We start from the raw sequence: 21,483 nt of genomic DNA, 5'->3' as shown, positions 1-21,483 counted from the left end.
GTCGCCAGTCTCTGTCAGAAACGGTAATCCACCGCCATAAAGTAACGACGTCCGTCTTCGGTGTAACCGTAGTCGTCGCGTTTGAGATCTTTATCGCCCACGTTCAGAACGCCCGCACGCAGTTTAACATTTTTCGTCGCCTGCCATGCCGCGCCGGTATCCCAGACCACGTACCCACCCGGCGTTTTCGCCGTTGCGCTGTCGGCCCGCTTACGCCCGGTATAATTCCCTGATATGTAGAATGACCAGTCTTCGAGCTGCGCCGGTTTCCAGTCCAGCGTACCGTTCGCGGTGTGGAACGGCAGATCGGAAAGCGGCTTGTTCCCGCCATTACTGACGTCGCGTCCGTCGTTATAGGTGTAATTCAACGACAGTTTCCACGCCTCGTTAAACGGAACTTTCAACTCGGTTTCCACACCCTGAATACGCGCTTTATTCACGTTGTAATAACGGAAGACCGGAACGCGCTGTCCCCGACTGTTGGTTTCGAAACCGACAAAGTTGGAATAGCCGGGCGCGGCGTTAACGTCAGCGGTACGGCTAATGCTGATGCGATTGTCCACATCGTTACGGAACGTAGTAACGCTCGCTTCCACACCCTCCAGTATGCCTTCTTCGCCACGGTAATAAAGGCCGAGCTCCCAGCTTTCACTGGTTTCAGGTTTCAGATCCGGGCTACCGATAATGCGGCATCCTCCACGGCAGGAGTTGGTCGCCCAGTCCGGACTTAATTGCAATAGCGACGGCGCTTTAAAGGCCGTGGCCCACCCACCTTTCACCGTCAGGGTATCCGTTGCGTTATAAACCAGATAAGCACGCGGGCTCCAGTGATCGCCATAGGTTTCATGGTCATCCATACGAATACCGGTGGTCAGCGCCAGCGGTTCGAAGATGCGCCACTCATCTTCAAGGAACAGAGCATACTGGCTGGCGGAGGTTTTAGTACTGGAACCGCCGGTCAGGTTGACCGCATCGCTCAGTTTATCGTGACGCCATTCGCCGCCGAAGGTGAGGAACTGGTTGACAGACGCTAACGGCAGAACGTATTTCCCGTCAATCGAATTGCTTTCTGACGTGATAGGGCTACTGTTGCCGGGGTTTTTGTTTTCCACTTTTTCGCCGTAGAATTTGAGCTCGCTATTGCCGAGATCCCAACGTCCGTTATGGCTCAACGCATAGTTTTGCCGTTCCAGACGGTTTTTATCCAGCGAGTCGGAGTCCCGGTCCTGGCGATCAAAACCGTAGCCTGCGGTAACGTCATGATTTTCGTTTGGTGTCCAGGCAAACTCGACGTTTCCATCCCGGCTGGTAAATCCTTCAATGCGCGGAGTTTCACCCGTAGCGGTGGTGGCGGAACTCTGCTGCTCGTCTTTTTCGCGTTTCGCCAGGCTACCGTAGGCTTTCATTCCCAGCACGCCGTCGATCAGCGGACCGCTGGTAAAGAACTGGCCGTTATAGGTATCGCCACGGTCGCGATGTTCCTGAATAGTGGAATCAACCGTGACGCTGCCGTGCCATTTCTGACCAATTTTTTTGGTGATAATGTTGACCACGCCGCCCAGCGCATCGGAGCCATACAGCGAGGACATGGGGCCACGCACCACTTCAATGCGTTCGATAGCGTCAACCGGTATCCAGTTCAGATCAAAATCATTATGGCGGAAGACCGCGTTACGGGAGTTAACGCGCTTACCGTCGATCAGGATCAGCGTATAACTGCTGTCCAGACCACGAATACTCACGCCTTTACGGTTATCCCCTTCGTTAGTGAGCTGTACGCCCGGCACCTCTTTCAGGACATCTTTCAGGTTTTGCACGGGCCTGCGCTGTAAATCTTGCTGGGTAATGACGCTGATACTTGCTGGCGCATCTTTCAGATTTTGTTCGATGGCGGACGCGGTAACGACCATGGTTTCACCATCATCCGTTGCCGCGGCAACCGGCCAGGCCAACGTAACTGCGGACATACAAAGCCCTACCCGAACGAAAGGGTTAAACCTAAACATTCCATTTCTCCATGAGGTAAATACGACAAAAAAATCGGTTATCGCTCACAACGCATTACGTTTCGCCTGCGATAACGGTTATCACGGCGAACTCTTTTTATGCAGGCGAGTCGGGCTCATGAGTGACGGTCGCGCCCGAATCTTCATCCTTTCTGATTTCGAGCGTAACGATAAAGCAAACGATAATAATTATCAATTTAATTGTTAATAATTATGTCATTTGAACCAATCATGAAGAAAAAACAAAAAACCCTCTCGAATGAGAGGGTTAGAAGGGTCAGGTTCAGGCAGTCCGTGCCGGATAGCGGCATAAAGCCTATCCGGCCATGACGAGAATACCGCGTTACTTTTTAACGCGTTCCGGGAAGTGCATTTCGCTATAGCGCACGAAATGCGTGCCTTTTATCAGCTTGTAGCCGAACCAGATAAGCAGGAACAGCGGAATACCGATATAGGTCGCCGCGACGCCGCCCCAGTCGATGGTATCTTTCAGGAACGCTTCATAGTTCTGCCCCAACGTAATAATCAGGCACAGTACAAAGGCGAAAATCGGCCCCAGCGGGAAGAACCCGGAACGGTACGGCAAATCATTCACATCATACCCTTGTATCACGTAACCGCGACGGAAGCGATAATGGCTAATGGCAATCCCCAGCCAGGCGATGAAGCCCGTCATACCGGAGGTGTTCAACAGCCACAGATAGACCGTCTGGTTGCCGAACATTGAGGTCAAAAAGCAAAGACCGGCAATCACGGTGGTGGCATAAAGCGCATTGCGCGGTACGCCGCCGCGGGACAATTTCGCAAAAATACGCGGGGCCTTACCGTCACAGGCCAGGGTGTAGAGCATACGGGTCGAGGCATACATTCCGGAGTTGCCCGCAGACAGTACCGCCGTCAGGATAACCGCATTCATTATCGCCGCCGCAGACAACAAGCCCGCATGCTGGAACACTAAGGTAAACGGACTGACGCTAATGTCTTTGACGTCGTTACGCAGCAGGTTTGGATCGGTATAAGGAATGATCAGGCTGATAATCAAAATCGCGAAAACATAAAACAGCAGAATACGCCAGAACACCTGACGCACCGCGCGCGGAATATTCTTCTCCGGGTTTTCAGATTCCCCGGCGGCAATACCAATCAGCTCAGTTCCCTGGAAAGAGAAGCCCACGATCATCGCGACGCCAATCATTGCCGCAAAACCGCCAGCAAAAGGCGCATCGCCCGTCGTCCAGTTGCTCCAGCCGACCGGCTCGACACCTTTAAAGATGCCGATAATCATCGCTACGCCAACGATGATGAAGATAATAACGGTCGCGACTTTAATTAACGAGAACCAGTACTCCGCCTCGCCAAAACCGCGTACGGAAATGTAGTTCAGCAAGAAAATGACGCAGAGGAATAGCGCGCTCCAGATCCAGCCCGGCGTATCCGGGAACCACCAGCCCATCACCAATTGTGCGGCAACCAGGTCAACAGCGATAGTCACCGCCCAGTTGTACCAGTAGTTCCAGCCCAGCGCGAAACCAAAGCCTTCTTCCACATAGTTCTGACCATATGTCGCAAACGAGCCAGATACCGGCATATAGGCCGCCAGCTCGCCAAGACTGGTCATCAGGAAGTAGACCATCAAACCAATCAGAATATAAGAAAACAGCGCGCCGCCTGGCCCCGCCTGAGAAATTGTCGCACCAGATGCAACGAAAAGACCTGTCCCGATGGAGCCGCCAATGGCAATCATCGTCAGGTGACGCGCCTTTAATTCGCGACGTAGCGCGGGCGCTTCTGTGGTTTTAGTTTTGGAACCCATGTGAAAATGCTATCCATCTAAAAAATGAGGCGCGATTGTAACAGACGAAATACTATCCTTCCGACACAAATGCGCGGTTATAAGAGACCTTCATGACCGGCCACGGATTATAAGTAAAGCAGAGAATAACGTATACGTAAGCGGATACTAAAAATGGCGATGCCGCCCGGGCAGCCCTCCTCTTCACCTTTATTCACAGTAACTCAAAAAACGCTGCAACGCGTTAGAAAGATGTTTCTGCCGATGATGAACACGCCACAACGTGCGCACCAGGCGCGGTAACGGCACCGCGACTTCGCCCAGGGTTCCCGCCTGGAGTTGTTCAGCAATCACCCGGCGCGATAAACAGCTTATCCCCAGTCCGTGACGCACCGCATGTTTGATCGCTTCTGAATTCCCCAACTCCATCGCCATATGAAAGCGCGGCAAATGCGACAACAGCAAATAATCGACAATTTCCCGCGTACCGGAACCGCGCTCGCGTAAAATCCATGGGGATGCCGCAAGCTGTTCCAGCGTCACCGGCCCCTGCGTCAGCGGCGAGGACGGCGCGGCAAAGACCACCAGCTCATCTTCCAGCCACGGCTCAGAGATAATCTCTGTACTGTGACATGGTCCTTCAATCAGGCCGATATCAACCCGAAAATCCAGCACCGCGTTAATCACGTCCTGGCTGTTTCCCACGCTGAGTTCCAGCGGCAAGGCCGGATAATGCTGGCGATAGCGGGCAATCATGGCGGGTAAAATGTAATTGCCGATGGTGCTACTGGCATAAACCCGTATCGCGCCGTTATCTTCACGAAATAGCTGCTCAATTTCTACCGCTTGCTCCAGCAATGCCAGCGCGCGCGGGTATAACAAGCGCCCATGTTCGTTGACCACCAGCCGTTTCCCCACCCGATCAAACAACTGTACGCCGAGCTGACCTTCCAGATCGGTGAGCGCGGCGCTAACGGCGGACTGCGATAATGACAGCATGACCGACGCCTGGGTTGTTGAACCGCTTTTCAGTACTTCAGCAAACACTTCAAGTTGTCGTAGCGTAATATGCATAGTCGTATCCCACCGATAGCGTTTCACTTACCACTTATAAAGATTAATTATAAATATATAATCAATTTTATTTTTAAACCAGATCACCGTAACCTTATTGTCCATATACAGGAGAAGGTTATGACAGAACTCACCTTGCAGAATCATCGTCGTACAATGTGGCATTTTATACCGGGGCTCGCTCTGAGCGCCGTCATTACAGGAGTCGCCCTGTGGGGCGGCGCTATCCCTGCCGTTGCAGGCGCGGGGTTCAGCGCCCTGACCCTGGCTATCCTGCTGGGTATGGTTATCGGGAATACCGTCTATCCACAAATATGGAAACAATGCGACGGCGGCGTGCTGTTTGCAAAACAACATCTGCTGCGTTTAGGGATTATCCTTTACGGCTTCCGCCTTACCTTTTCACAAATCGCCGATGTGGGCATTAGCGGTATTGTGATTGACGTATTAACGCTTTCCAGCACGTTCATGCTGGCCTGCTTCTTAGGCCAAAAAGTCTTTGGTCTGGACAGGCACACCAGTTGGCTGATTGGCGCCGGTAGCAGTATCTGCGGCGCGGCGGCGGTACTGGCGACAGAACCGGTGGTAAAAGCGGAAGCCAGTAAGGTTACTGTAGCCGTCGCGACTGTCGTTATTTTCGGCACCATCGCTATTTTCCTTTACCCGGCAATGTATCCGCTGCTGGCGCACTGGTTCAGCCCGGAAACTTACGGCATCTATATCGGCTCAACCATGCATGAAGTCGCGCAAGTGGTCGCAGCGGGTCACGCCGTTAGCCCGGATGCAGAAAATGCGGCAGTTATCGCTAAGATGCTGCGTGTCATGATGCTGGCGCCGTTCCTGATCATTCTGGCAGCACGCGTTAAACAGCTTTCCCCGGCGACCGGCGCGGAAAAAAGCAAAATTACCATTCCGTGGTTTGCTATTTTCTTCATCGTAGTGGCGATCTTCAACTCTTTCCACCTGCTGCCGAAAGCCGTGGTGGATATGCTGGTGACGCTGGACACGGTACTGCTGGCGATGGCGATGGCGGCGTTGGGTCTGACCACTCACGTTAGCGCATTGAAAAAAGCGGGGGCGAAACCGCTGCTGATGGCGCTGGCATTATTCGCCTGGCTGATTATTGGCGGTGGCGCCATTAACGTCCTAATCCATAGCCTTATCGCATAAATTATTACGTTTCACGCCTGTTAACCCGTTATCATAGCGTTCGTAATGAACCGTTAGCGGGTTTAACAGGAGTCTTTTATGAAATACATCGGAGCGCACGTCAGCGCTGCTGGCGGTCTGGCTAACGCCCCTGCCCGCGCGGCTGAAATTGGCGCAACGGCCTTTGCGCTTTTCACAAAAAACCAGCGTCAGTGGCGTGCCGCCCCCCTTACTCCCCAGGTCATTGATGACTTTAAAATCGCCTGTGAAAAGTATCATTTCTCGGCGGCGCAAATTCTTCCCCACGATAGTTACCTGATTAATCTGGGCCATCCGGTCAGTGAAGCACTGGAAAAATCACGTGATGCCTTTCTCGATGAAATGCAACGCTGTGAACAACTCGGCTTAACCTTGCTTAATTTTCATCCCGGTAGCCATTTGATGCAGATTGCACAGGAGGATTGCCTGGCGCGGATCGCGGAATCCATCAATATTGCCCTCGCGCAGACCGAGGGCGTTACGGCGGTTATCGAAAATACAGCCGGTCAGGGCAGTAATCTGGGGTTTGAGTTTGAACAGTTAGCCGCCATCATCGACGGCGTGGAAGATAAGTCGCGCGTTGGCGTCTGTATCGATACCTGCCATGCCTTTGCCGCCGGATATGATCTGCGTACGCCAGAGGCGTGCGAAAAAACGTTCGCCGGATTCGGGAAAATTGTCGGATTTCAGTATTTGCGCGGAATGCACCTGAACGACGCCAAAAGCGCCTTCGGTAGCCGCGTTGACCGCCATCACAGTCTGGGTGAAGGCAATATCGGCCACGATGCGTTTCGTTGGATTATGCAGGATGCGCGTTTTGACGGTATTCCGCTGATACTGGAGACCATCAATCCTGATATCTGGGCGGAAGAGATTGCGTGGTTAAAAGCCCAGCAAATTGCCGAAGCGGTGGCCTGACGCTCAATGTTCTTCAGGCAATAAAAAAGGCAGAGCGCGCTCTGCCTTTTTTAGCGTGTTTCTCTTACGCCGCTTTTGCCGCGACTTCCGTCTCCGGACGTTTCAGGACGGCATAAGCCAGCCCTGCCACCAGCGTACCGGCCACAATTGCCAGCAGGTATCCCAATACCGGCGTAATTGCGCCTGGGATAAGCAGAACAAACAGACCGCCATGCGGCGCCATCAATTTTGCGCCTACCGCCATAGAAATAGCCCCGGTCAACGCGCCGCCAACGATACAGCACGGCAGTACACGCATCGGGTCGCGCGCCGCAAACGGAATAGCACCTTCAGTGATAAAGCACAGCCCCAGCACCAACGCCGCTTTACCGCCTTCCTGCTGCGCTTTGTCAAACTTACGACGCGCCACCATCGTCGCCAGACCCAGCGCTAACGGCGGTACCATACCTGCGGCCATGATCGCCGCCATCGGCGCGTAAGTTTGCGTACTCAGCAGACCAACGCCAAACGCATACGCCGCTTTGTTCACCGGGCCGCCCATGTCGGTACACATCATCCCGCCGAGAATCGCGCCCAACAGCACCGCGTTTGCCGTCCCCATGGTTTGCAGCCAGTGGGTGAGCCCTTCCAGAATCCCGGCAACCGGTTTACCGATCAGGTAAATCATCGCCAGCCCCACCACCAGACTGGAAATTAACGGGATGATCAGGATTGGCTTCAGCGCTTCCATACTTTGCGGAAGTTTCAGTTTGGTACTGATAAGCTTCGCCATATACCCGGCAAGGAAGCCAGCAATGATCCCGCCGATAAAACCGGAACCGGTGCTAACCGCCAGCATACCGCCAATCAGACCTGGCGTAAGGCCTGGGCGATCCGCGATGGAGAAAGCGATATAGCCCGCCAGTACCGGCACCATCAGCGCAAACGCCGAACCGCCGCCAATCTGCATCAGCGCCGCCGCCAACGTGTCCGGCACCTTAAAGGCTTCAATACCAAAGGCGAAGGAAAGCGCAATACACAGTCCCCCGGCAACCACCATAGGCAGCATGTAAGAAACGCCCGTCAACAGATGCCGGTATGCGCCAGCGCTCTCTTTCTTCCCTTCGGTCGCCGCTTGCGATGCCTTACCCGCCGGTTGATACGGCGTCGCTTCCGCTACGGCTTTATCCAGCTCCTGCGCCGTCTTTTTCAGCGCCAGGCCGGTCGACGTGCGGTACATCGGGAGACCGGCAAACTTCGCCAGATCCACTTCGATATCCGCCGCCACAATCACTAAATCCGCTTCCGCCACCTCTTCCGGGGTGATGGCATTGCCGGCCCCCACGGAGCCGCGCGTTTCGACTTTTACCCACCAGCCGCGTTTTTTCGCTTCTGTTTCAATGGCTTCAGCCGCCATAAAAGTATGAGCGACGCCGGTCGGGCAGGCCGTTACCGCGACCACGCGTTTCGGACCGCCGCTCGCCGCAGGAGCAGCCGCAGCGCTGTAAGGGGTCGCATGGCTTTTGGCTTCACTCAGAAACAGTTCCGGATGCGCGACGGCGCGACCAATATCCCCCAGCCAAACCTTTTTGCCGTTCAGAGCATTGTCGTTCGGCAGAGATTCGCCCAGCACGATCGCCAGTTCAGCATCATTCGGATTGTCGATAATTTCCAGATTTGCTTTATGCGCCGCCGCTCCAAGCAGGGTTTTCGCCATGTAAGCGCGAGCCTGGCCGAGATTAGCGTCAATTATCAGCAGCGTTTTCATTATGCCTCTCCTGCTGTCAGTTAAACGGTTGTAAGTCGACACGCGCCATCATTGCGGCCAACTGAGGACGATCGGTAATACCCACATTGCTCTGGCTGACCGCCAGCGCGGCAACCGCCGTCGCCAGACGCAGCGTATGTTCGCTGGACTCGCGCATCAGCAGGCCGTAAATCAATCCGCCAACCATGGAATCGCCTGCGCCGACGGTACTTACCACGTCAACTGCCGGTGGTTTAGCGATCCATTCTCCTGAGGCGTTAACCCACAGCGCGCCTTCCGCCCCCAGCGAAATCACCACATGGGCGATACCCTGTTCGCGTAACGCGTGCGCCGCATCAATCACATCTTTCATTTCCGGGAGCTTACGACCCGCCCAAATTTCCAGTTCGCGGCGATTCGGTTTCACCAGCCACGGCGCAGCTTTAAGACCGGCGACTAACGCTTCACGGCTACTATCAAAGATAATGCATGGACACTGGCTGCGCAGACGCGTCATCCAGTCGGTGAACGCTTCCGGACTCACGCCAGCCGGTAAGCTACCGCTGACGCAGACCATATCGAACTGACCCAGCCAGCTCAGGGAGTCGTTAACAAAGCGTTCCCAGTCTGCGGGGGTCACGTCAAAGCCGGAAAAGTTGAAGTCGGTCACTTCGCCATCTTTTTCCGTCAGCTTCACGTTGATGCGGGTCCGGCCCTGAACCACCTGAAAGCGGTTAGCGATGCCCAGTTCGCTGAACAATTGCTGAAAACCGTCCTGGTTATCTTTACCGAGAAAACCGCCGACGGTGACGTCGATGCCTAAGTCTTTCAGCACCTTGGCAACGTTAATGCCTTTGCCCGCCGCGTGCAGACCCGTGGTTTTCACCAGGTTCACTTCGCCGCGTTCGATTTCAGGGCAAAACCCAACCAGATCGTAAGCCGGATTAAGGGTAATGGTGGCAACACGCCTGCTCATTATGCGCCCTCCCCGAGACCGGCGGCGATCGCATCGCCAATCGCTTTCAGCGCCTGTTCAGCATCTTCACCCTGCGCGGTAAAGCGCAGACGATGGCCTTTCTTCACGCCTAATGCCACCACTTTCATCAGACTACGTCCGTTTGCCGGTTTGCCGGTTCCATCAAGGTTTGTCACGGTAATTTCACTGTTAAATTGTTTAATCGTATTCACCAGCATGGTGCCCGGACGGGCATGGAGACCATGCTCATTACGCACTACAAATTCCGCGCTCAGTACGTCATCCGTCAGCGCATCATCACTGGTCAGCAACGCCAGCAGCGTCGCGGCGTCGGCGCTCAGCAGACGATCGGCTTTATTGTTCAGCAACAGGTCGCCGAGGCGTTTTAGCACGGCAATCGGCTGCTCGTCGTTCATCGCGACAGTGACTAATAAGGCTGCTTTTTCACCCTCTACGTCAAACGCCTGAGTCGCACGGCTTACCGCAACAGCGCTGCGCAAATTGCCTTCCGCGCTGTCGTTCAGCCAGATACCTTGTCCCAGATTCATCGGACTGTCGTTAATCGTTTTTGCGACGAATGCCGCATCAACCGCTCCCGCCTCTTTCAGACGCGCCGCATTTAGCGCCTGCAATGTGACCAGCGAGCTGGCGATGACATCCAGCGTCATCGTCTCGTTATCAAGTTTTAATTGTTCACTTTGCTTCTCGCCCATCAGCAATGCGCGCAGCTCTTCCGCCGTTGTCGCGGATTTCAGCTGTTCAGCCACGGAGTCATCGCTCAGCACATGCGTCAACTGACGCAGCAGGCCGAGGTGTTCGTCCGAACTGGCGGCAATACCAATCGCCACATAGGCGACCTGGCCTTCTCCCCAGGTAACGCCCTGCGGGAATTGAAAGACCTGGACGCCGGTTTTCAGCACCTGATCGCGCGTGTCTGTTGTGCCATGGGGAATCGCAATACCATTGCCAAGAAAGGTCGAGGTTTGCTGTTCGCGCGCCAGCATACCGTCAACATAGCCGCCCGCCACATTCCCCGCCTGCGCTAACGCGGCGGCGATTTGCCGAATGGCCTCTTCTTTATTTCCGGCCTGCTCGCCCGGATGAATGTCCTGAACCGATAACTGGAACATGTGTCTCCTCTCCTGCTGAATTGAAACGATTCAGCCACTATGAGAAAAAAAGCGCCAATCTGAGTTATCAAAAAAACCAGATCGCGCTGAAACGTTTCAAGAAGTCTGGATCTTTCTGCTTCAGCACGCAAGAAAAGTTACCGGTTTTGTAGCAATTTTTTGAGGTGAAGCACATTTTTTCTCCAACAGACCCTCAATAGCTGACGCATAAAAGGCTTCAGCTTTTTTCTTTCAGCTTGCGTCAGCACACCCTGGTAACAAATTGGAATGCTATTTTGATTTTTCGTGTCGATTTTGATTCAGACGCCTGTTTATTTTCTGACGGGCAGCGTAAACTCCGCCTCTCTTCACACCACTGATATAGAAACATGCACAACAGTCCCGCCGCCGCTGCGCCTAAATCATTTGACCTGACGTCTACCGCCTTTTTGATCGTCGCTTTTCTCACCGGTATTGCCGGTGCGTTACAGACGCCGACGCTCAGTATTTTTCTGACGGATGAGGTTCACGCCCGTCCCGGCATGGTGGGATTCTTTTTTACCGGCAGCGCGGTTATCGGCATTATCGTGAGCCAGTTTCTGGCGGGTCGCTCAGATAAAAAAGGCGATCGCAAAAAACTGATCGTTTTCTGTTGCGTGCTGGGCATGTTGGCCTGCGTGTTGTTTGCCTGGAACCGCAACTACTTTATTTTGCTGTTCATCGGCGTCTTTCTCAGTAGCTTCGGCTCTACCGCCAACCCGCAGATGTTTGCGCTGGCCCGTGAACATGCCGATCGTACAGGTCGTGAAGCGGTGATGTTCAGCTCAATCCTCCGCGCCCAGGTCTCATTGGCCTGGGTCATTGGGCCGCCGCTGGCCTATGCGCTGGCGATGGGTTTTAGCTTTACGGTGATGTATTTGAGCGCGGCGGTAGCTTTTATCGTCTGCGGCGTCATGGTGTGGTTCTTTTTACCGTCAATGCGCAAAGATGCGCCGCTGGCAACCGGCACGCTGGAAGCACCGCGTCGTAATCGCCGCGATACGCTGTTGCTGTTTGTCATCTGTACGTTAATGTGGGGAACTAACAGCCTGTATATCATTAATATGCCGCTGTTTATCATCAATGAGCTGCATCTTCCGGAAAAACTTGCAGGCGTGATGATGGGCACCGCCGCCGGGCTGGAGATTCCCACAATGCTGATTGCAGGTTACTTCGCCAAACGGTTGGGAAAACGCCTGTTAATGTGCATCGCCGTTGTCGCCGGACTGTGCTTTTATGCGGGTATGTTGCTGGCGCACGCACCGGCGACGTTGCTCGGCTTGCAGTTGCTGAACGCGATTTACATCGGCATTCTTGGCGGGATTGGCATGCTCTATTTTCAGGATCTGATGCCAGGCCAGGCGGGTTCAGCCACCACGCTGTATACCAATACCATTCGCGTCGGCTGGATCATTGCCGGTTCGCTGGCGGGAATCGCTGCAGAAATCTGGAATTATCATGCGGTCTTCTGGTTTGCGTTAGTTATGATTGTCGCCACCATGTTCTGCCTGGCGCGTATTAAAGATGTTTAACTTGCAAGCCTGATACTTTTACTCTTCGACACATTTCAGCGCAGAGTTTATCTCTGCGCAATGTTCATGCGCGGTCATTCATTGTCTTTTTCTCAATAAGATATTCTGTAAGCGCCCTCTTACATAAAAGACCGGTTATTGAGAAAATTACGCCCATCAGCCCGCAAAGGACCAACACCAGCCGCATCTTATATTTTGGTGTTACAGCAACATCTATCACTTCAATGTTAGCATTATTTTTAACCGCCTCCGACAACAATGATAGCTTTGCATATGTTTCCGTTTTTAACATATTTTTATGCACGCCATAACGTTTAATGTCACCATCATCGATATACCATGCTGCCATTTTATCGACACTATTTTTCAGGGTGGAAATAATATTATTGACGCTTTCTTCCCCCCCCTGCGCCTTAAAAAGGACAAGCTGATTTTTCGCGTCAAAACTTATTTTATTTTTATAGTCCGCAGGCAAGAAACGGCTAAGCTGGTTAAGGATAACCGTTGTTTTACATTGAATATCATTAGTATAGCCACATAACGCATAGGTAGCAGGCGTATCCAGATTAGGTTTGATTGTCATACTCACAACCTTTGTATCATGCTGCACGCTCACAAAAACATAGCCAATGGCAACAAAAATAAAGGTAGCGATCATGATACTTAGCCATTTTCTTATAAGGAATAAGGAAACGTCGACTAAATCAATTTCACTATTTTCTCCCCGCATTTCACATCCCTTTTAAAACGCTAATAGTCAACCCGAATACTGAAATAACAAAAAGCAACACCAGCGTAAAAATAAACGCCCTGGCTGCGAACGTATATTTCTTCATAAGATAAAACCCACACATAAGAATTCGAGTATTTTAAAGGAAAATAACAACACATTCACACTGGTTATATCGATCGGTAAATACATCAATGATAGATATAAACTATCAAATTCATGATATCGATCGTTATAAATAATTAAAATCGATCAAAATTCCTCTTTTTAATAGATAAAAGCTATCATATAAATAAAATTGATCGTTTTTGTTTTATGTGACGGTTTGTTCGGTACACATTCAGGCACCAACGGGGTTGGGCGGCGGCATCTACCGCTTCAGAAGCCACGAAATAAGGTAATCATGTATTACGCTATTTAATGGTAAAAGGAGGTAATTTGAGGCGCAGCTTTTGCAGACTATTTCGGGATATAACATAAGCCCCTACGCATTTATCAAAAGCGGCTTAGCTCATGGTAAAGTTTTCTGTTCGAGTTCCAGCAAATAAATAATGGCCTCTTCCCGGGTCGTTAAACACATGTCCCCTGTCGGTTGCAAACCAGAGCACACTTTTGGGCGTAAAGGCGAGCCAAAGATAAGGCACAAGTTATCTTCCGAAAGCTGCGCGCATCTGGTATTCATCGGCTTGCCATTCGGCATTCCGGGTATCGGCGACGAAATTGAAGGCGCAATACAGCAAGCGCCACAACCGCTACGACAGTCCATGCTCAGCCCCTCTATTTATAACCAAATGAAAGATAACAGAATTTGTCCAAAGAAAAATCCAGATTTAAAATGTGGACGTCATCATGATCAGGCCTGCCCTCAGACATTCCGAAGACAAGGCTGGAAACAGAAGGGACAACACAGCACACTTCCCCCCTCCAGGCGACATGCCATCGCCTATTCTCGTTGAACGCGGGGCGGAAAGCGGGCGAACAGTATCACCTTTTTTGCACCAGCAAAAGTGACAATTCCACTTGCCTGGACGGCCCGCCGCGAGTAGTTTTACGCGATATTTTAGATAATCTCTACAACAGGATCTCCTCGATGCCAAGAGCGAACGAAATCAAAAAAGGTATGGTACTGAACTACAACGGCAAATTGCTGATTGTGAAAGATATCGACATTCAGTCGCCTACCGCCCGTGGCGCCGCCACACTGTATAAAATGCGTTTTTCTGATGTCCGCACCGGTCTGAAAGTGGAAGAACGTTTCAAAGGCGACGATATCGTTGATACCGTCACCCTGAGCCGTCGCGGCGTTGACTTTTCTTATGTCGATGGCAACGAATATGTGTTCATGGATAAAGAAGACTATACGCCGTATACCTTCACCAAAGATCAGATTGAAGAAGAGTTGCTGTTTATGCCTGAAGGCGGAATGCCGGATATGCAGGTTCTGACCTGGGACGGCCAACTGCTGGCGCTAGAGCTTCCGCAGACCGTGGATCTGGAAATCGTCGAAACCGCGCCGGGTATTAAAGGAGCGTCCGCCAGCGCACGTAACAAACCCGCGACATTAAGCACCGGTCTGGTGATTCAGGTTCCCGAATACCTGAGCGCAGGTGAGAAAATCCGCATTCATATCGAAGAGCGCCGTTATATGGGGCGCGCGGATTAAGTTTCGCATTTTTCGGCTGCGTCCTGGGGCGCAGCCTGACCCTTTTCTTTATTGACTGTTCTGCGCCAGGAAAGAGAAACGTTAAAAATTTAACATTTTCTGCTCTTAAGATGGCAGAAGCACGACTTCGTCAACTCAGCGCTTCTCTTTTTCACGTTTATTCGCCAGGATTATTAAAGTTGTTATGTTGTATCAATATTCTGGAGCTGACGTGACCAAAACCAATCTTATTACTGGATTTCTCGGTAGCGGAAAAACCACCTCTATCCTTCATTTATTAGCCCATAAAGATCCGGCTGAAAAGTGGGCCGTCCTGGTCAATGAATTTGGCGAAGTGGGTATTGACGGCGCGCTGCTTGCCGACAGCGGCGCACTGCTAAAAGAGATCCCCGGCGGCTGCATGTGCTGCGTCAACGGATTGCCTATGCAGGTGGGGCTCAACACGCTGCTACGCCAGGGCAAACCTGACCGGTTGCTGATTGAACCAACCGGACTGGGGCACCCAAAACAGATTCTGGATTTATTAACTGCGCCGGTTTATGAGCCGTGGATTGATTTACGCGCTACGCTCTGCATCCTTGACCCTCGCCTGCTACTGGACCAACAGAGCGTCGCCAATGAAAATTTCCGCGATCAGCTCGCCTCAGCCGATATTATCATCGCCAATAAAACCGATCGCGCCACGGCGCAGAGCGATGCCGCCCTGCAACAGTGGTGGCGACAGTACGGCGGCGATCGCCAACTGATTCATGCCGAACATGGACAGATAGACGGTAAGCTTCTGGATTTACCGCGACAAAATCTGGCGGAACTGCCAGCCAGCACCGCGCATTCTCACACTCATGCCAGTAAAAAAGGACTCGCCGCGCTAAATCTGCCCGCACAGCAGCGCTGGCGACGCAGCCTCAATAGCGGACAAGGTCATCAGGCCTGCGGCTGGATTTTCGATGCCGATACCGTGTTTGACACCATTGGCCTCCTCGAATGGGCTCGTCTGGCGCCGGTGGGTCGGGTGAAAGGCGTTATGCGCATACAAGAGGGGCTGGTACGCATCAATCGCCAGGGCGATGACCTGCACATCGAAACACAGAGTGTCGCGCCGCCGGATAGCCGGGTTGAACTTATCTCAAGCACAGAAACCGACTGGAATACGTTACAGACGGCCTTGTTGAAGCTTCGTTTAGCGACGCACGCGTAAGGTTGCCACCGTTTAAAAACTATGGCGAAATGACGATGAAAACCCGCTATTCCTTGATAATTCTGCTTAATGCCGCCGGTCTGGCGCTGTTTTTGTCATGGTATCTCCCCGTCAATCACGGTTTCTGGTTCACCATTGATTCCGGCATATTCCACTTCTTTAACCAGAAACTGGTGGAAAGCCACGCGTTCCTCTGGTGGGTCGCTATTACCAATAATCGGGCGTTTGATGGGTGTTCGCTGCTGGCGATGGGCGGACTGATGCTCAGTTTCTGGCTAAAAGAAGACGCGTCGGGTCGGCGGCGCATTGTGATAATCGGATTGGTCATGCTGCTAACAGCGGTGGTGCTTAACCAACTCGGTCAGGCGCTGATCCCCGTCAAGCGCGCCAGCCCAACGCTCTCTTTTGAGCATATTTATCGCGTCAGCGAGTTGCTGCACATCCCGACAAAAGACGCGTCAAAAGACAGTTTCCCAGGCGATCACGGTATGATGCTGCTGATATTTTCCGCCTTTATGCTGCGTTATTTCGGCAAAACGGCGGGGATTATCGCCCTTATTATATTTGTGGTTTTCGCGTTTCCGCGCGTTATGATTGGCGCTCACTGGTTCACCGATATTGTGGTCGGGTCGCTCACGGTTATTTTGATTGGCCTCCCCTGGTGGCTGATGACCCCGCTCAGCGACCGGGCGATAGCGCTTTTTGAGAATTATCTCCCGGGCGGAAATAAACAAATTTTAAACAAATAACCCATGTAATTAACATTACCTTCAGCGATAGTTTTACATCGTTGAAGGTAATTTATGATGATATTCCCCCAGCCCATCATTTTTCGGTCATATTATTCCTCTGCAAAATGAACAGGTTGCACGATTTTTAAACGATTTGCGCTTAATTTGACCCGTGCTGATAGTTCACTTTTCGTATCATAAATTCTTATAAAAAATCACGCGAAATCGCTCGCAATGACAGCAACAATCGGGTAATCTCAAACTCGTTTTGCCTCGCCAGATAATTATTCTCATTGCGAATAAATTTGTGCGTTCCGCCACAGATTTGTGCACAAAGAATTGTCTCAAGCTGTGCAGGTAATTAGTCTCATCACGTTTGGCATTTTTATAACGATATTTATCGTTAAGGACTTCAAGGGAAAACAAACAACATGGTCAAATCTCAACCGATTTTGAGATATATTTTGCGCGGGATTCCTGCGATTGCAGTTGCGGTTCTGCTTTCTGCTTGTAGCACAACCACCAATACCGCAAAGAATATGCATTCTGAGACGCATGCTGTGGGCAATAGCGATAGCTCTTCACTGCAAGCCTCTCAGGATGAATTTGAAAATATGGTGCGTAACCTCGACGTTAAGTCGCGGATTATGGATCAGTATGCTGACTGGAAAGGCGTGCGTTACCGCCTGGGCGGCAGCACCAAGAAAGGCGTCGACTGTTCCAGCTTTGTACAGCGCACCTTCCGTGAACAGTTTGGTTTAGAGCTTCCGCGTTCAACCTATGAACAGCAGGAAATGGGCAAAGCGGTTTCACGCAATAACCTGCGTACGGGCGATCTGGTTCTGTTCCGCGCCGGTTCCACTGGTCGTCATGTCGGTATTTATATCGGCAATAACCAGTTTGTCCATGCGTCTACCAGTAGCGGCGTCATTATCTCCAGTATGAACGAACCGTACTGGAAAAAACGCTACAATGAAGCACGTCGAGTTCTGAGCCGCAGTTAATCTTCATCAGGCAGCACCTCCCTTGGCTTACCTGATGAGACGACATAAAAAGCACTGCTTCGGCAGTGCTTTTGCTTATTATCCCTTCTGAACCCGTTTTGCCGAATAGCGACGTGTGGCCTCTTATCCAGCCTACCACACACGAACGTAGGCCTGATAAACATAGTGCCATCAGGCATTCAGGTCGTTTCCCCCAACGCCTACTGCGACAATACGCTTTCCTGCGCATCACAGAAAAGCATGACTATCCGGGGTAATCCAGGCTATAGTCTTATAAATCAACCAGATTAACCGGCATCCGCCTTTTCAGGTCACACCAGGAATTATGCTTACACGCGACTCCTCTTCCGGTCGGAAAATCCTGCTTACCTGTATCATTACGGGGATGGCAGCAGCATTACTTATTGGTAGCCTGCAATTTTTCCTGTCGTGGCATAAACGGGATGTTAAATACAATACGCTCCTTTCTGATGTACAACATTACCTGGCCAGCTATTTCGCCGACCTGAAAGCCACCACCGATATTCTTCAGCCGTTGACGATCAACACCTGTCAGCAGGTTGGCGCAGAACTTACCTCAAGAGCCGCTTTTAGCCTTAATGTCCGCGCCTTCTTATTGATTAAAGATAAAAAAGTGTTTTGCTCTTCCGCCACTGGCGCCATGAATATGCCGCTTCAGCAACTGGTACCGGATATAGATATCCGCAAAGACGTTGCTATGGCGATTCTGCCCGGCACGCCAATGATGCCCAACAAACCGACAATGGTGATTTGGTATCGGAACCCATTATTAAATGACAGCGGCGTATTCACATCGCTGAATATTAACCTGACGCCCTACTTACTCTATACCACGCGCCAGGACGATTTTAACGGCATCGCGCTGATTGTCGGCAATACCGCGCTGTCGACTTTTTCTTCGCGTCTGCTGACCGTCGCGGAGCTGCCGGGTTCGCCATCACGACAGACAACTATCAACGGCCTGCCGCTTAAAATACAGCTTTATGCCGATAGCTGGACCTACAATGACTTATGGTATGCGTTGATGCTGGGCTGCATTAGCGGCATCGTAGCGGGGTTTATCTGTTACTTTATCTATGCCCTCAGGACGCGACCGGGCAAAGAGATTTTAACGGCGATCAAACACGAGCAGTTTTATGTGGTTTATCAGCCCGTCGTCGATACTCGTACGCTGAACGTCACCGGGCTTGAAGTCTTACTGCGCTGGCGTCACCCTACGGCAGGAGAGATTCCGCCGGATGCCTTTATCCACTATGCCGAAGCGCAGCAACTTATCGTACCGTTAACGCAGCATCTGTTCGAGCTGATCGCCCGCGACGCGCCCACGCTACAGAAGGTGATGCCCGTCGGTGCCAAATTTGGCATTAACATCGCGCCGGAACATCTGCACAGCGACAGTTTTAAAGAGGATATGCACCGGCTCAGGGACGCCCTGCCCGCGCACCATTTTCATATCGTGCTGGAAATCACTGAACGCGATATGCTCCAGCAGTATGAAGCGGCCAAACTGTTCGAATGGCTGCATTCCGCCGGGTTTGAAATCGCTATAGATGATTTCGGTACAGGCCATAGCGCCCTGATTTATCTGGAGCGATTTACTTTAGATTATCTGAAAATCGATCGCGGCTTTATCCAGGCGATCGGCACGGAAACCGTCACGTCTCCGGTTCTGGATACCGTGCTGACGCTTTCCAGACGCCTGAATATGCTGACGGTGGCCGAGGGCGTTGAAACGCCGGAGCAGGCCCGTTGGCTACGCGATCATGGGGTTAATTACTTGCAGGGGTACTGGATTAGCCGTCCTTTACCCCTAAAAGATTTCGTGCTGTGGATGTCGGCGCCTTCCGTGCCTGAATGGTAGTCCCCTTACGGTTTTAACGGATTCACATCAGACGCAACGTCACTTATTATTCAGCGAAACGCCTGCCGGTTTGCAGCGGGCAATACGATAAGGAAACCGCCTTCAGATGATTGCGCGCGTAATGCTTCTGCTTGTCGCACTGGTTAGCGCTGGCGCCCAGGCCCAGGAAATCAAAGAAAGCTACGCTTTCGCCGTACTCGGCGAACCTAAGTATGCTTTTAACTTTGATCACTTTGATTATGTGAATCCTGCTGCGCCGAAAGGCGGTCAGATGACGCTTTCCGCCATTGGTACGTTCGATAATTTCAATCGCTATTCGCTGCGCGGCAATCCCGGCGTACGTACCGAAGCCCTTTACGATACGCTTTTTACCACCTCGGATGATGAACCCGGAAGCTATTATCCGCTGATTGCCGACCATGCCCGCTATGCCGCCGACTATTCCTGGGTGGAAATCTCGATTAATCCCCGTGCTCGTTTTCACGATGGCACGCCCATTACCGCCCGCGATGTGGCCTTTACCTTTCATAAGTTTATGACCGAAGGCGTACCGCAGTTCCGTCTGGTCTATAAAGGTACTACCGTGAAGGCGATTGCGCCTTTAACCGTGCGAATTGAGCTGGCGAAGCCTGGTAAAGAAGACATGCTTAGTCTGTTTTCACTACCGATCATGCCCGAAAAATTCTGGAAAAATCACAAACTCAGCGATCCGCTTTCAACGCCGCCCTTAGCCAGCGGGCCATACCGGATTACTCAGTGGAAAATGGGCCAGTACATTGTCTATTCACGCGTCAAAAACTACTGGGCGGCTAATCTGCCGGTCAATCGTGGACGTTTTAACCTCGACACTATCCGCTACGATTACTACCTTGATGACAATGTCGCTTTCGAGGCGTTTAAAGCGGGCGCATTTGATCTACGGCTGGAAAACGACGCTAAAAACTGGGCAACGCGCTACATCGGTAAAAATTTCGATAATCATTACATCATTAAAGAAGAGCAGAAAAACGAGTCGGCGCAGGACACACGCTGGCTGGCCTTTAATATTCAGCGCCCGGTATTTAAAGACCGGCGGGTACGTGAAGCTGTCACCCTGGCTTTCGATTTTGAGTGGATGAATAAAGCGCTGTTCTATAATGCCTGGAGCCGAACCAACAGTTACTTCCAGAATACCGAGTACGCCGCCAGAAATTATCCTGACGCCGATGAGCTGGTATTACTCGCGCCGATGAAAAAAGATCTTCCTCCTGAAGTCTTCACTCAGATCTATCAGCCGCCGGTCTCTAACGGCGACGGCTACGATCGCGAAAATCTTCTTAAAGCTGACGCCTTGTTGACGCAGGCCGGATGGGTGATCAACGGACAGCAACGGGTCAATAGCGTCACCGGTAAGCCTCTGACGTTTGAACTTCTCCTTCCTGCCAGCAGTAATAGCCAGTGGGTTCTGCCCTTCCAGCATAATCTTCAGCGTCTGGGCATTACGATGACTATCCGTCAGGTTGATAATTCTCAACTCACCAACCGGATGCGTAGCCGCGACTATGACATGATGCCGAGGCTATGGCGGGCGATGCCCTGGCCCAGCTCCGATCTACAAATCTCATGGGCGTCGGAATACATTGACTCCAGTTATAACGCTCCCGGCGTACAAAGCCCGGTGGTGGATAAACTGATCGCGCAAATTATCGCAGCGCAGGGTGATAAAGCGAAACTGGTGCCGCTGGGACGGGCGCTGGATCGCGTGCTGACCTGGAACTATTACATGCTGCCGATGTGGTATATGGCGCAAGACAGGCTCGCCTGGTGGGATAAATTCTCCCATCCGGCGATTCGCCCGGTATATACCATCGGGTTAGATACCTGGTGGTATGATGTCAACAAAGCCGCCAAACTACCGGCAGCCAGGAGGTAGTAA

18 protein-coding genes are annotated in these 21,483 nt (G+C 51.9%); 9 read left to right on the top strand and 9 right to left on the bottom strand.

The annotated features are described in order from the left end of the window. Positions 1–14: 14 nt before the first annotated feature. The 3 genes from cirA to yieE form a co-directional block, all read right to left on the bottom strand. Positions 15–2,006: a catecholate siderophore receptor CirA gene (gene cirA / locus OLG56_RS07780; RefSeq protein WP_061377519.1), complete on the bottom strand. Its 1,992-nt coding sequence runs from the start codon at positions 2,004–2,006 to the stop codon at positions 15–17. A 343-nt stretch (positions 2,007–2,349) separates the two neighbouring features. Next, positions 2,350–3,819, bottom strand: a complete 1,470-nt coding sequence (gene lysP / locus OLG56_RS07775) for a lysine-specific permease (protein ID WP_000534999.1) — start codon at positions 3,817–3,819, stop codon at positions 2,350–2,352. Between the two features lie 189 nt (positions 3,820–4,008). Next, positions 4,009–4,872, bottom strand: coding sequence for a DNA-binding transcriptional regulator YeiE (yieE, locus tag OLG56_RS07770; RefSeq protein WP_000548316.1), 864 nt, complete (start codon positions 4,870–4,872; stop codon positions 4,009–4,011). A gap of 120 nt (positions 4,873–4,992) precedes the next feature. Here yieE and OLG56_RS07765 point away from each other — a divergent pair, with 120 nt between their 5' ends. Both OLG56_RS07765 and nfo read left to right on the top strand, forming a co-directional pair. Continuing rightward, positions 4,993–6,042 (top strand): YeiH family protein, encoded by a 1,050-nt coding sequence (locus OLG56_RS07765; protein ID WP_000137966.1) that lies wholly within the window; start codon positions 4,993–4,995, stop codon positions 6,040–6,042. A gap of 78 nt (positions 6,043–6,120) precedes the next feature. Then, entirely contained in the window at positions 6,121–6,978 is an 858-nt protein-coding gene (gene nfo / locus OLG56_RS07760; RefSeq protein ID WP_000873912.1) for a deoxyribonuclease IV, read from the top strand. Positions 6,979–7,042: 64 nt separating this feature from the next. Here the strand turns inward: nfo and fruA are convergent, their stop codons facing one another. The 3 genes from fruA to fruB are packed head-to-tail and all read right to left on the bottom strand — an operon-like array spanning position 7,043 to position 10,810. After that, on the bottom strand, positions 7,043–8,725 hold the full coding sequence (fruA, locus tag OLG56_RS07755; protein WP_001634697.1) for a PTS fructose transporter subunit IIBC: 1,683 nt from the start codon (positions 8,723–8,725) through the stop codon (positions 7,043–7,045). Between the two features lie 16 nt (positions 8,726–8,741). Next, entirely contained in the window at positions 8,742–9,680 is a 939-nt protein-coding gene (fruK, locus tag OLG56_RS07750; RefSeq protein ID WP_000091249.1) for a 1-phosphofructokinase, read from the bottom strand. After that, positions 9,680–10,810: a fused PTS fructose transporter subunit IIA/HPr protein gene (gene fruB / locus OLG56_RS07745; protein WP_000487287.1), complete on the bottom strand. Its 1,131-nt coding sequence runs from the start codon at positions 10,808–10,810 to the stop codon at positions 9,680–9,682. The genes fruK and fruB overlap by 1 nt, the downstream gene beginning before the upstream one ends. 368 nt (positions 10,811–11,178) lie before the next feature. Here fruB and setB point away from each other — a divergent pair, with 368 nt between their 5' ends. Beyond that, complete coding sequence (setB, locus tag OLG56_RS07740; RefSeq protein ID WP_000551934.1) at positions 11,179–12,360, top strand: sugar efflux transporter SetB; 1,182 nt, start codon at positions 11,179–11,181, stop codon at positions 12,358–12,360. Between the two features lie 64 nt (positions 12,361–12,424). Here the strand turns inward: setB and OLG56_RS07735 are convergent, their stop codons facing one another. The 3 genes from OLG56_RS07735 to OLG56_RS07725 form a co-directional block, all read right to left on the bottom strand. Beyond that, complete coding sequence (locus OLG56_RS07735) at positions 12,425–13,090, bottom strand: GNVR domain-containing protein (protein WP_061377517.1); 666 nt, start codon at positions 13,088–13,090, stop codon at positions 12,425–12,427. Position 13,091: 1 nt separating this feature from the next. Continuing rightward, on the bottom strand, positions 13,092–13,214 hold the full coding sequence (locus OLG56_RS07730) for a membrane protein (RefSeq protein ID WP_001519564.1): 123 nt from the start codon (positions 13,212–13,214) through the stop codon (positions 13,092–13,094). Positions 13,215–13,601: 387 nt separating this feature from the next. Further along, the gene (locus OLG56_RS07725) at positions 13,602–13,856 is read right to left on the bottom strand and encodes a YkgJ family cysteine cluster protein (protein ID WP_001528509.1); all 255 of its coding nucleotides are present in this window, start codon (positions 13,854–13,856) and stop codon (positions 13,602–13,604) included. Positions 13,857–14,180: 324 nt separating this feature from the next. On the opposite strand from OLG56_RS07725, the gene yeiP reads away from it, so the two are divergent. From yeiP to OLG56_RS07695, 6 genes are all read left to right on the top strand, one after another. Continuing rightward, the gene (gene yeiP, locus OLG56_RS07720) at positions 14,181–14,753 is read left to right on the top strand and encodes an elongation factor P-like protein YeiP (RefSeq protein ID WP_001136822.1); all 573 of its coding nucleotides are present in this window, start codon (positions 14,181–14,183) and stop codon (positions 14,751–14,753) included. Between the two features lie 211 nt (positions 14,754–14,964). After that, on the top strand, positions 14,965–15,951 hold the full coding sequence (locus OLG56_RS07715) for a CobW family GTP-binding protein (protein WP_023136829.1): 987 nt from the start codon (positions 14,965–14,967) through the stop codon (positions 15,949–15,951). Positions 15,952–15,980: 29 nt separating this feature from the next. Next, positions 15,981–16,700, top strand: coding sequence for a phosphatase PAP2 family protein (locus tag OLG56_RS07710; protein ID WP_000178091.1), 720 nt, complete (start codon positions 15,981–15,983; stop codon positions 16,698–16,700). 413 nt (positions 16,701–17,113) lie between these two features. Beyond that, positions 17,114–17,686, top strand: coding sequence for a bifunctional murein DD-endopeptidase/murein LD-carboxypeptidase (gene mepS / locus OLG56_RS07705; protein ID WP_000241015.1), 573 nt, complete (start codon positions 17,114–17,116; stop codon positions 17,684–17,686). A gap of 325 nt (positions 17,687–18,011) precedes the next feature. Beyond that, complete coding sequence (locus tag OLG56_RS07700) at positions 18,012–19,568, top strand: cyclic di-GMP phosphodiesterase (RefSeq protein WP_000957762.1); 1,557 nt, start codon at positions 18,012–18,014, stop codon at positions 19,566–19,568. A gap of 106 nt (positions 19,569–19,674) precedes the next feature. Beyond that, the gene (locus OLG56_RS07695) at positions 19,675–21,480 is read left to right on the top strand and encodes an extracellular solute-binding protein (protein WP_000561742.1); all 1,806 of its coding nucleotides are present in this window, start codon (positions 19,675–19,677) and stop codon (positions 21,478–21,480) included. Positions 21,481–21,483: the final 3 nt, after the last annotated feature.

Origin of the sequence: Salmonella sp. 2018103, assembly GCF_026247685.1 — a bacterium.
GTDB lineage: Bacteria > Pseudomonadota > Gammaproteobacteria > Enterobacterales > Enterobacteriaceae > Salmonella > Salmonella enterica.
Note: the sequence above shows the minus strand (reverse complement) of the source record. Positions and strands in the feature narration are given on the sequence as shown.

What these genes read in the sequence shown, in the direction of transcription:
- yieE (WP_000548316.1), bottom strand. Translation starts at nt 4,872, where the DNA reads ATGCATATTACGCTACGACAACTTGAAGTGTTTGCTGAAGTACTGAAA.
- OLG56_RS07725 (WP_001528509.1), bottom strand. Translation starts at nt 13,856, where the DNA reads ATGGACTGTCGTAGCGGTTGTGGCGCTTGCTGTATTGCGCCTTCAATT.
- cirA (WP_061377519.1), bottom strand. Translation starts at nt 2,006, where the DNA reads ATGTTTAGGTTTAACCCTTTCGTTCGGGTAGGGCTTTGTATGTCCGCA.
- fruA (WP_001634697.1), bottom strand. Translation starts at nt 8,725, where the DNA reads ATGAAAACGCTGCTGATAATTGACGCTAATCTCGGCCAGGCTCGCGCT.
- yeiP (WP_001136822.1), top strand. Translation starts at nt 14,181, where the DNA reads ATGCCAAGAGCGAACGAAATCAAAAAAGGTATGGTACTGAACTACAAC.
- OLG56_RS07695 (WP_000561742.1), top strand. Translation starts at nt 19,675, where the DNA reads ATGATTGCGCGCGTAATGCTTCTGCTTGTCGCACTGGTTAGCGCTGGC.
- fruB (WP_000487287.1), bottom strand. Translation starts at nt 10,810, where the DNA reads ATGTTCCAGTTATCGGTTCAGGACATTCATCCGGGCGAGCAGGCCGGA.
- OLG56_RS07735 (WP_061377517.1), bottom strand. Translation starts at nt 13,090, where the DNA reads ATGCGGGGAGAAAATAGTGAAATTGATTTAGTCGACGTTTCCTTATTC.
- nfo (WP_000873912.1), top strand. Translation starts at nt 6,121, where the DNA reads ATGAAATACATCGGAGCGCACGTCAGCGCTGCTGGCGGTCTGGCTAAC.
- fruK (WP_000091249.1), bottom strand. Translation starts at nt 9,680, where the DNA reads ATGAGCAGGCGTGTTGCCACCATTACCCTTAATCCGGCTTACGATCTG.
- OLG56_RS07700 (WP_000957762.1), top strand. Translation starts at nt 18,012, where the DNA reads ATGCTTACACGCGACTCCTCTTCCGGTCGGAAAATCCTGCTTACCTGT.
- setB (WP_000551934.1), top strand. Translation starts at nt 11,179, where the DNA reads ATGCACAACAGTCCCGCCGCCGCTGCGCCTAAATCATTTGACCTGACG.
- OLG56_RS07765 (WP_000137966.1), top strand. Translation starts at nt 4,993, where the DNA reads ATGACAGAACTCACCTTGCAGAATCATCGTCGTACAATGTGGCATTTT.
- OLG56_RS07710 (WP_000178091.1), top strand. Translation starts at nt 15,981, where the DNA reads ATGACGATGAAAACCCGCTATTCCTTGATAATTCTGCTTAATGCCGCC.
- mepS (WP_000241015.1), top strand. Translation starts at nt 17,114, where the DNA reads ATGGTCAAATCTCAACCGATTTTGAGATATATTTTGCGCGGGATTCCT.
- OLG56_RS07730 (WP_001519564.1), bottom strand. Translation starts at nt 13,214, where the DNA reads ATGTGTGGGTTTTATCTTATGAAGAAATATACGTTCGCAGCCAGGGCG.
- lysP (WP_000534999.1), bottom strand. Translation starts at nt 3,819, where the DNA reads ATGGGTTCCAAAACTAAAACCACAGAAGCGCCCGCGCTACGTCGCGAA.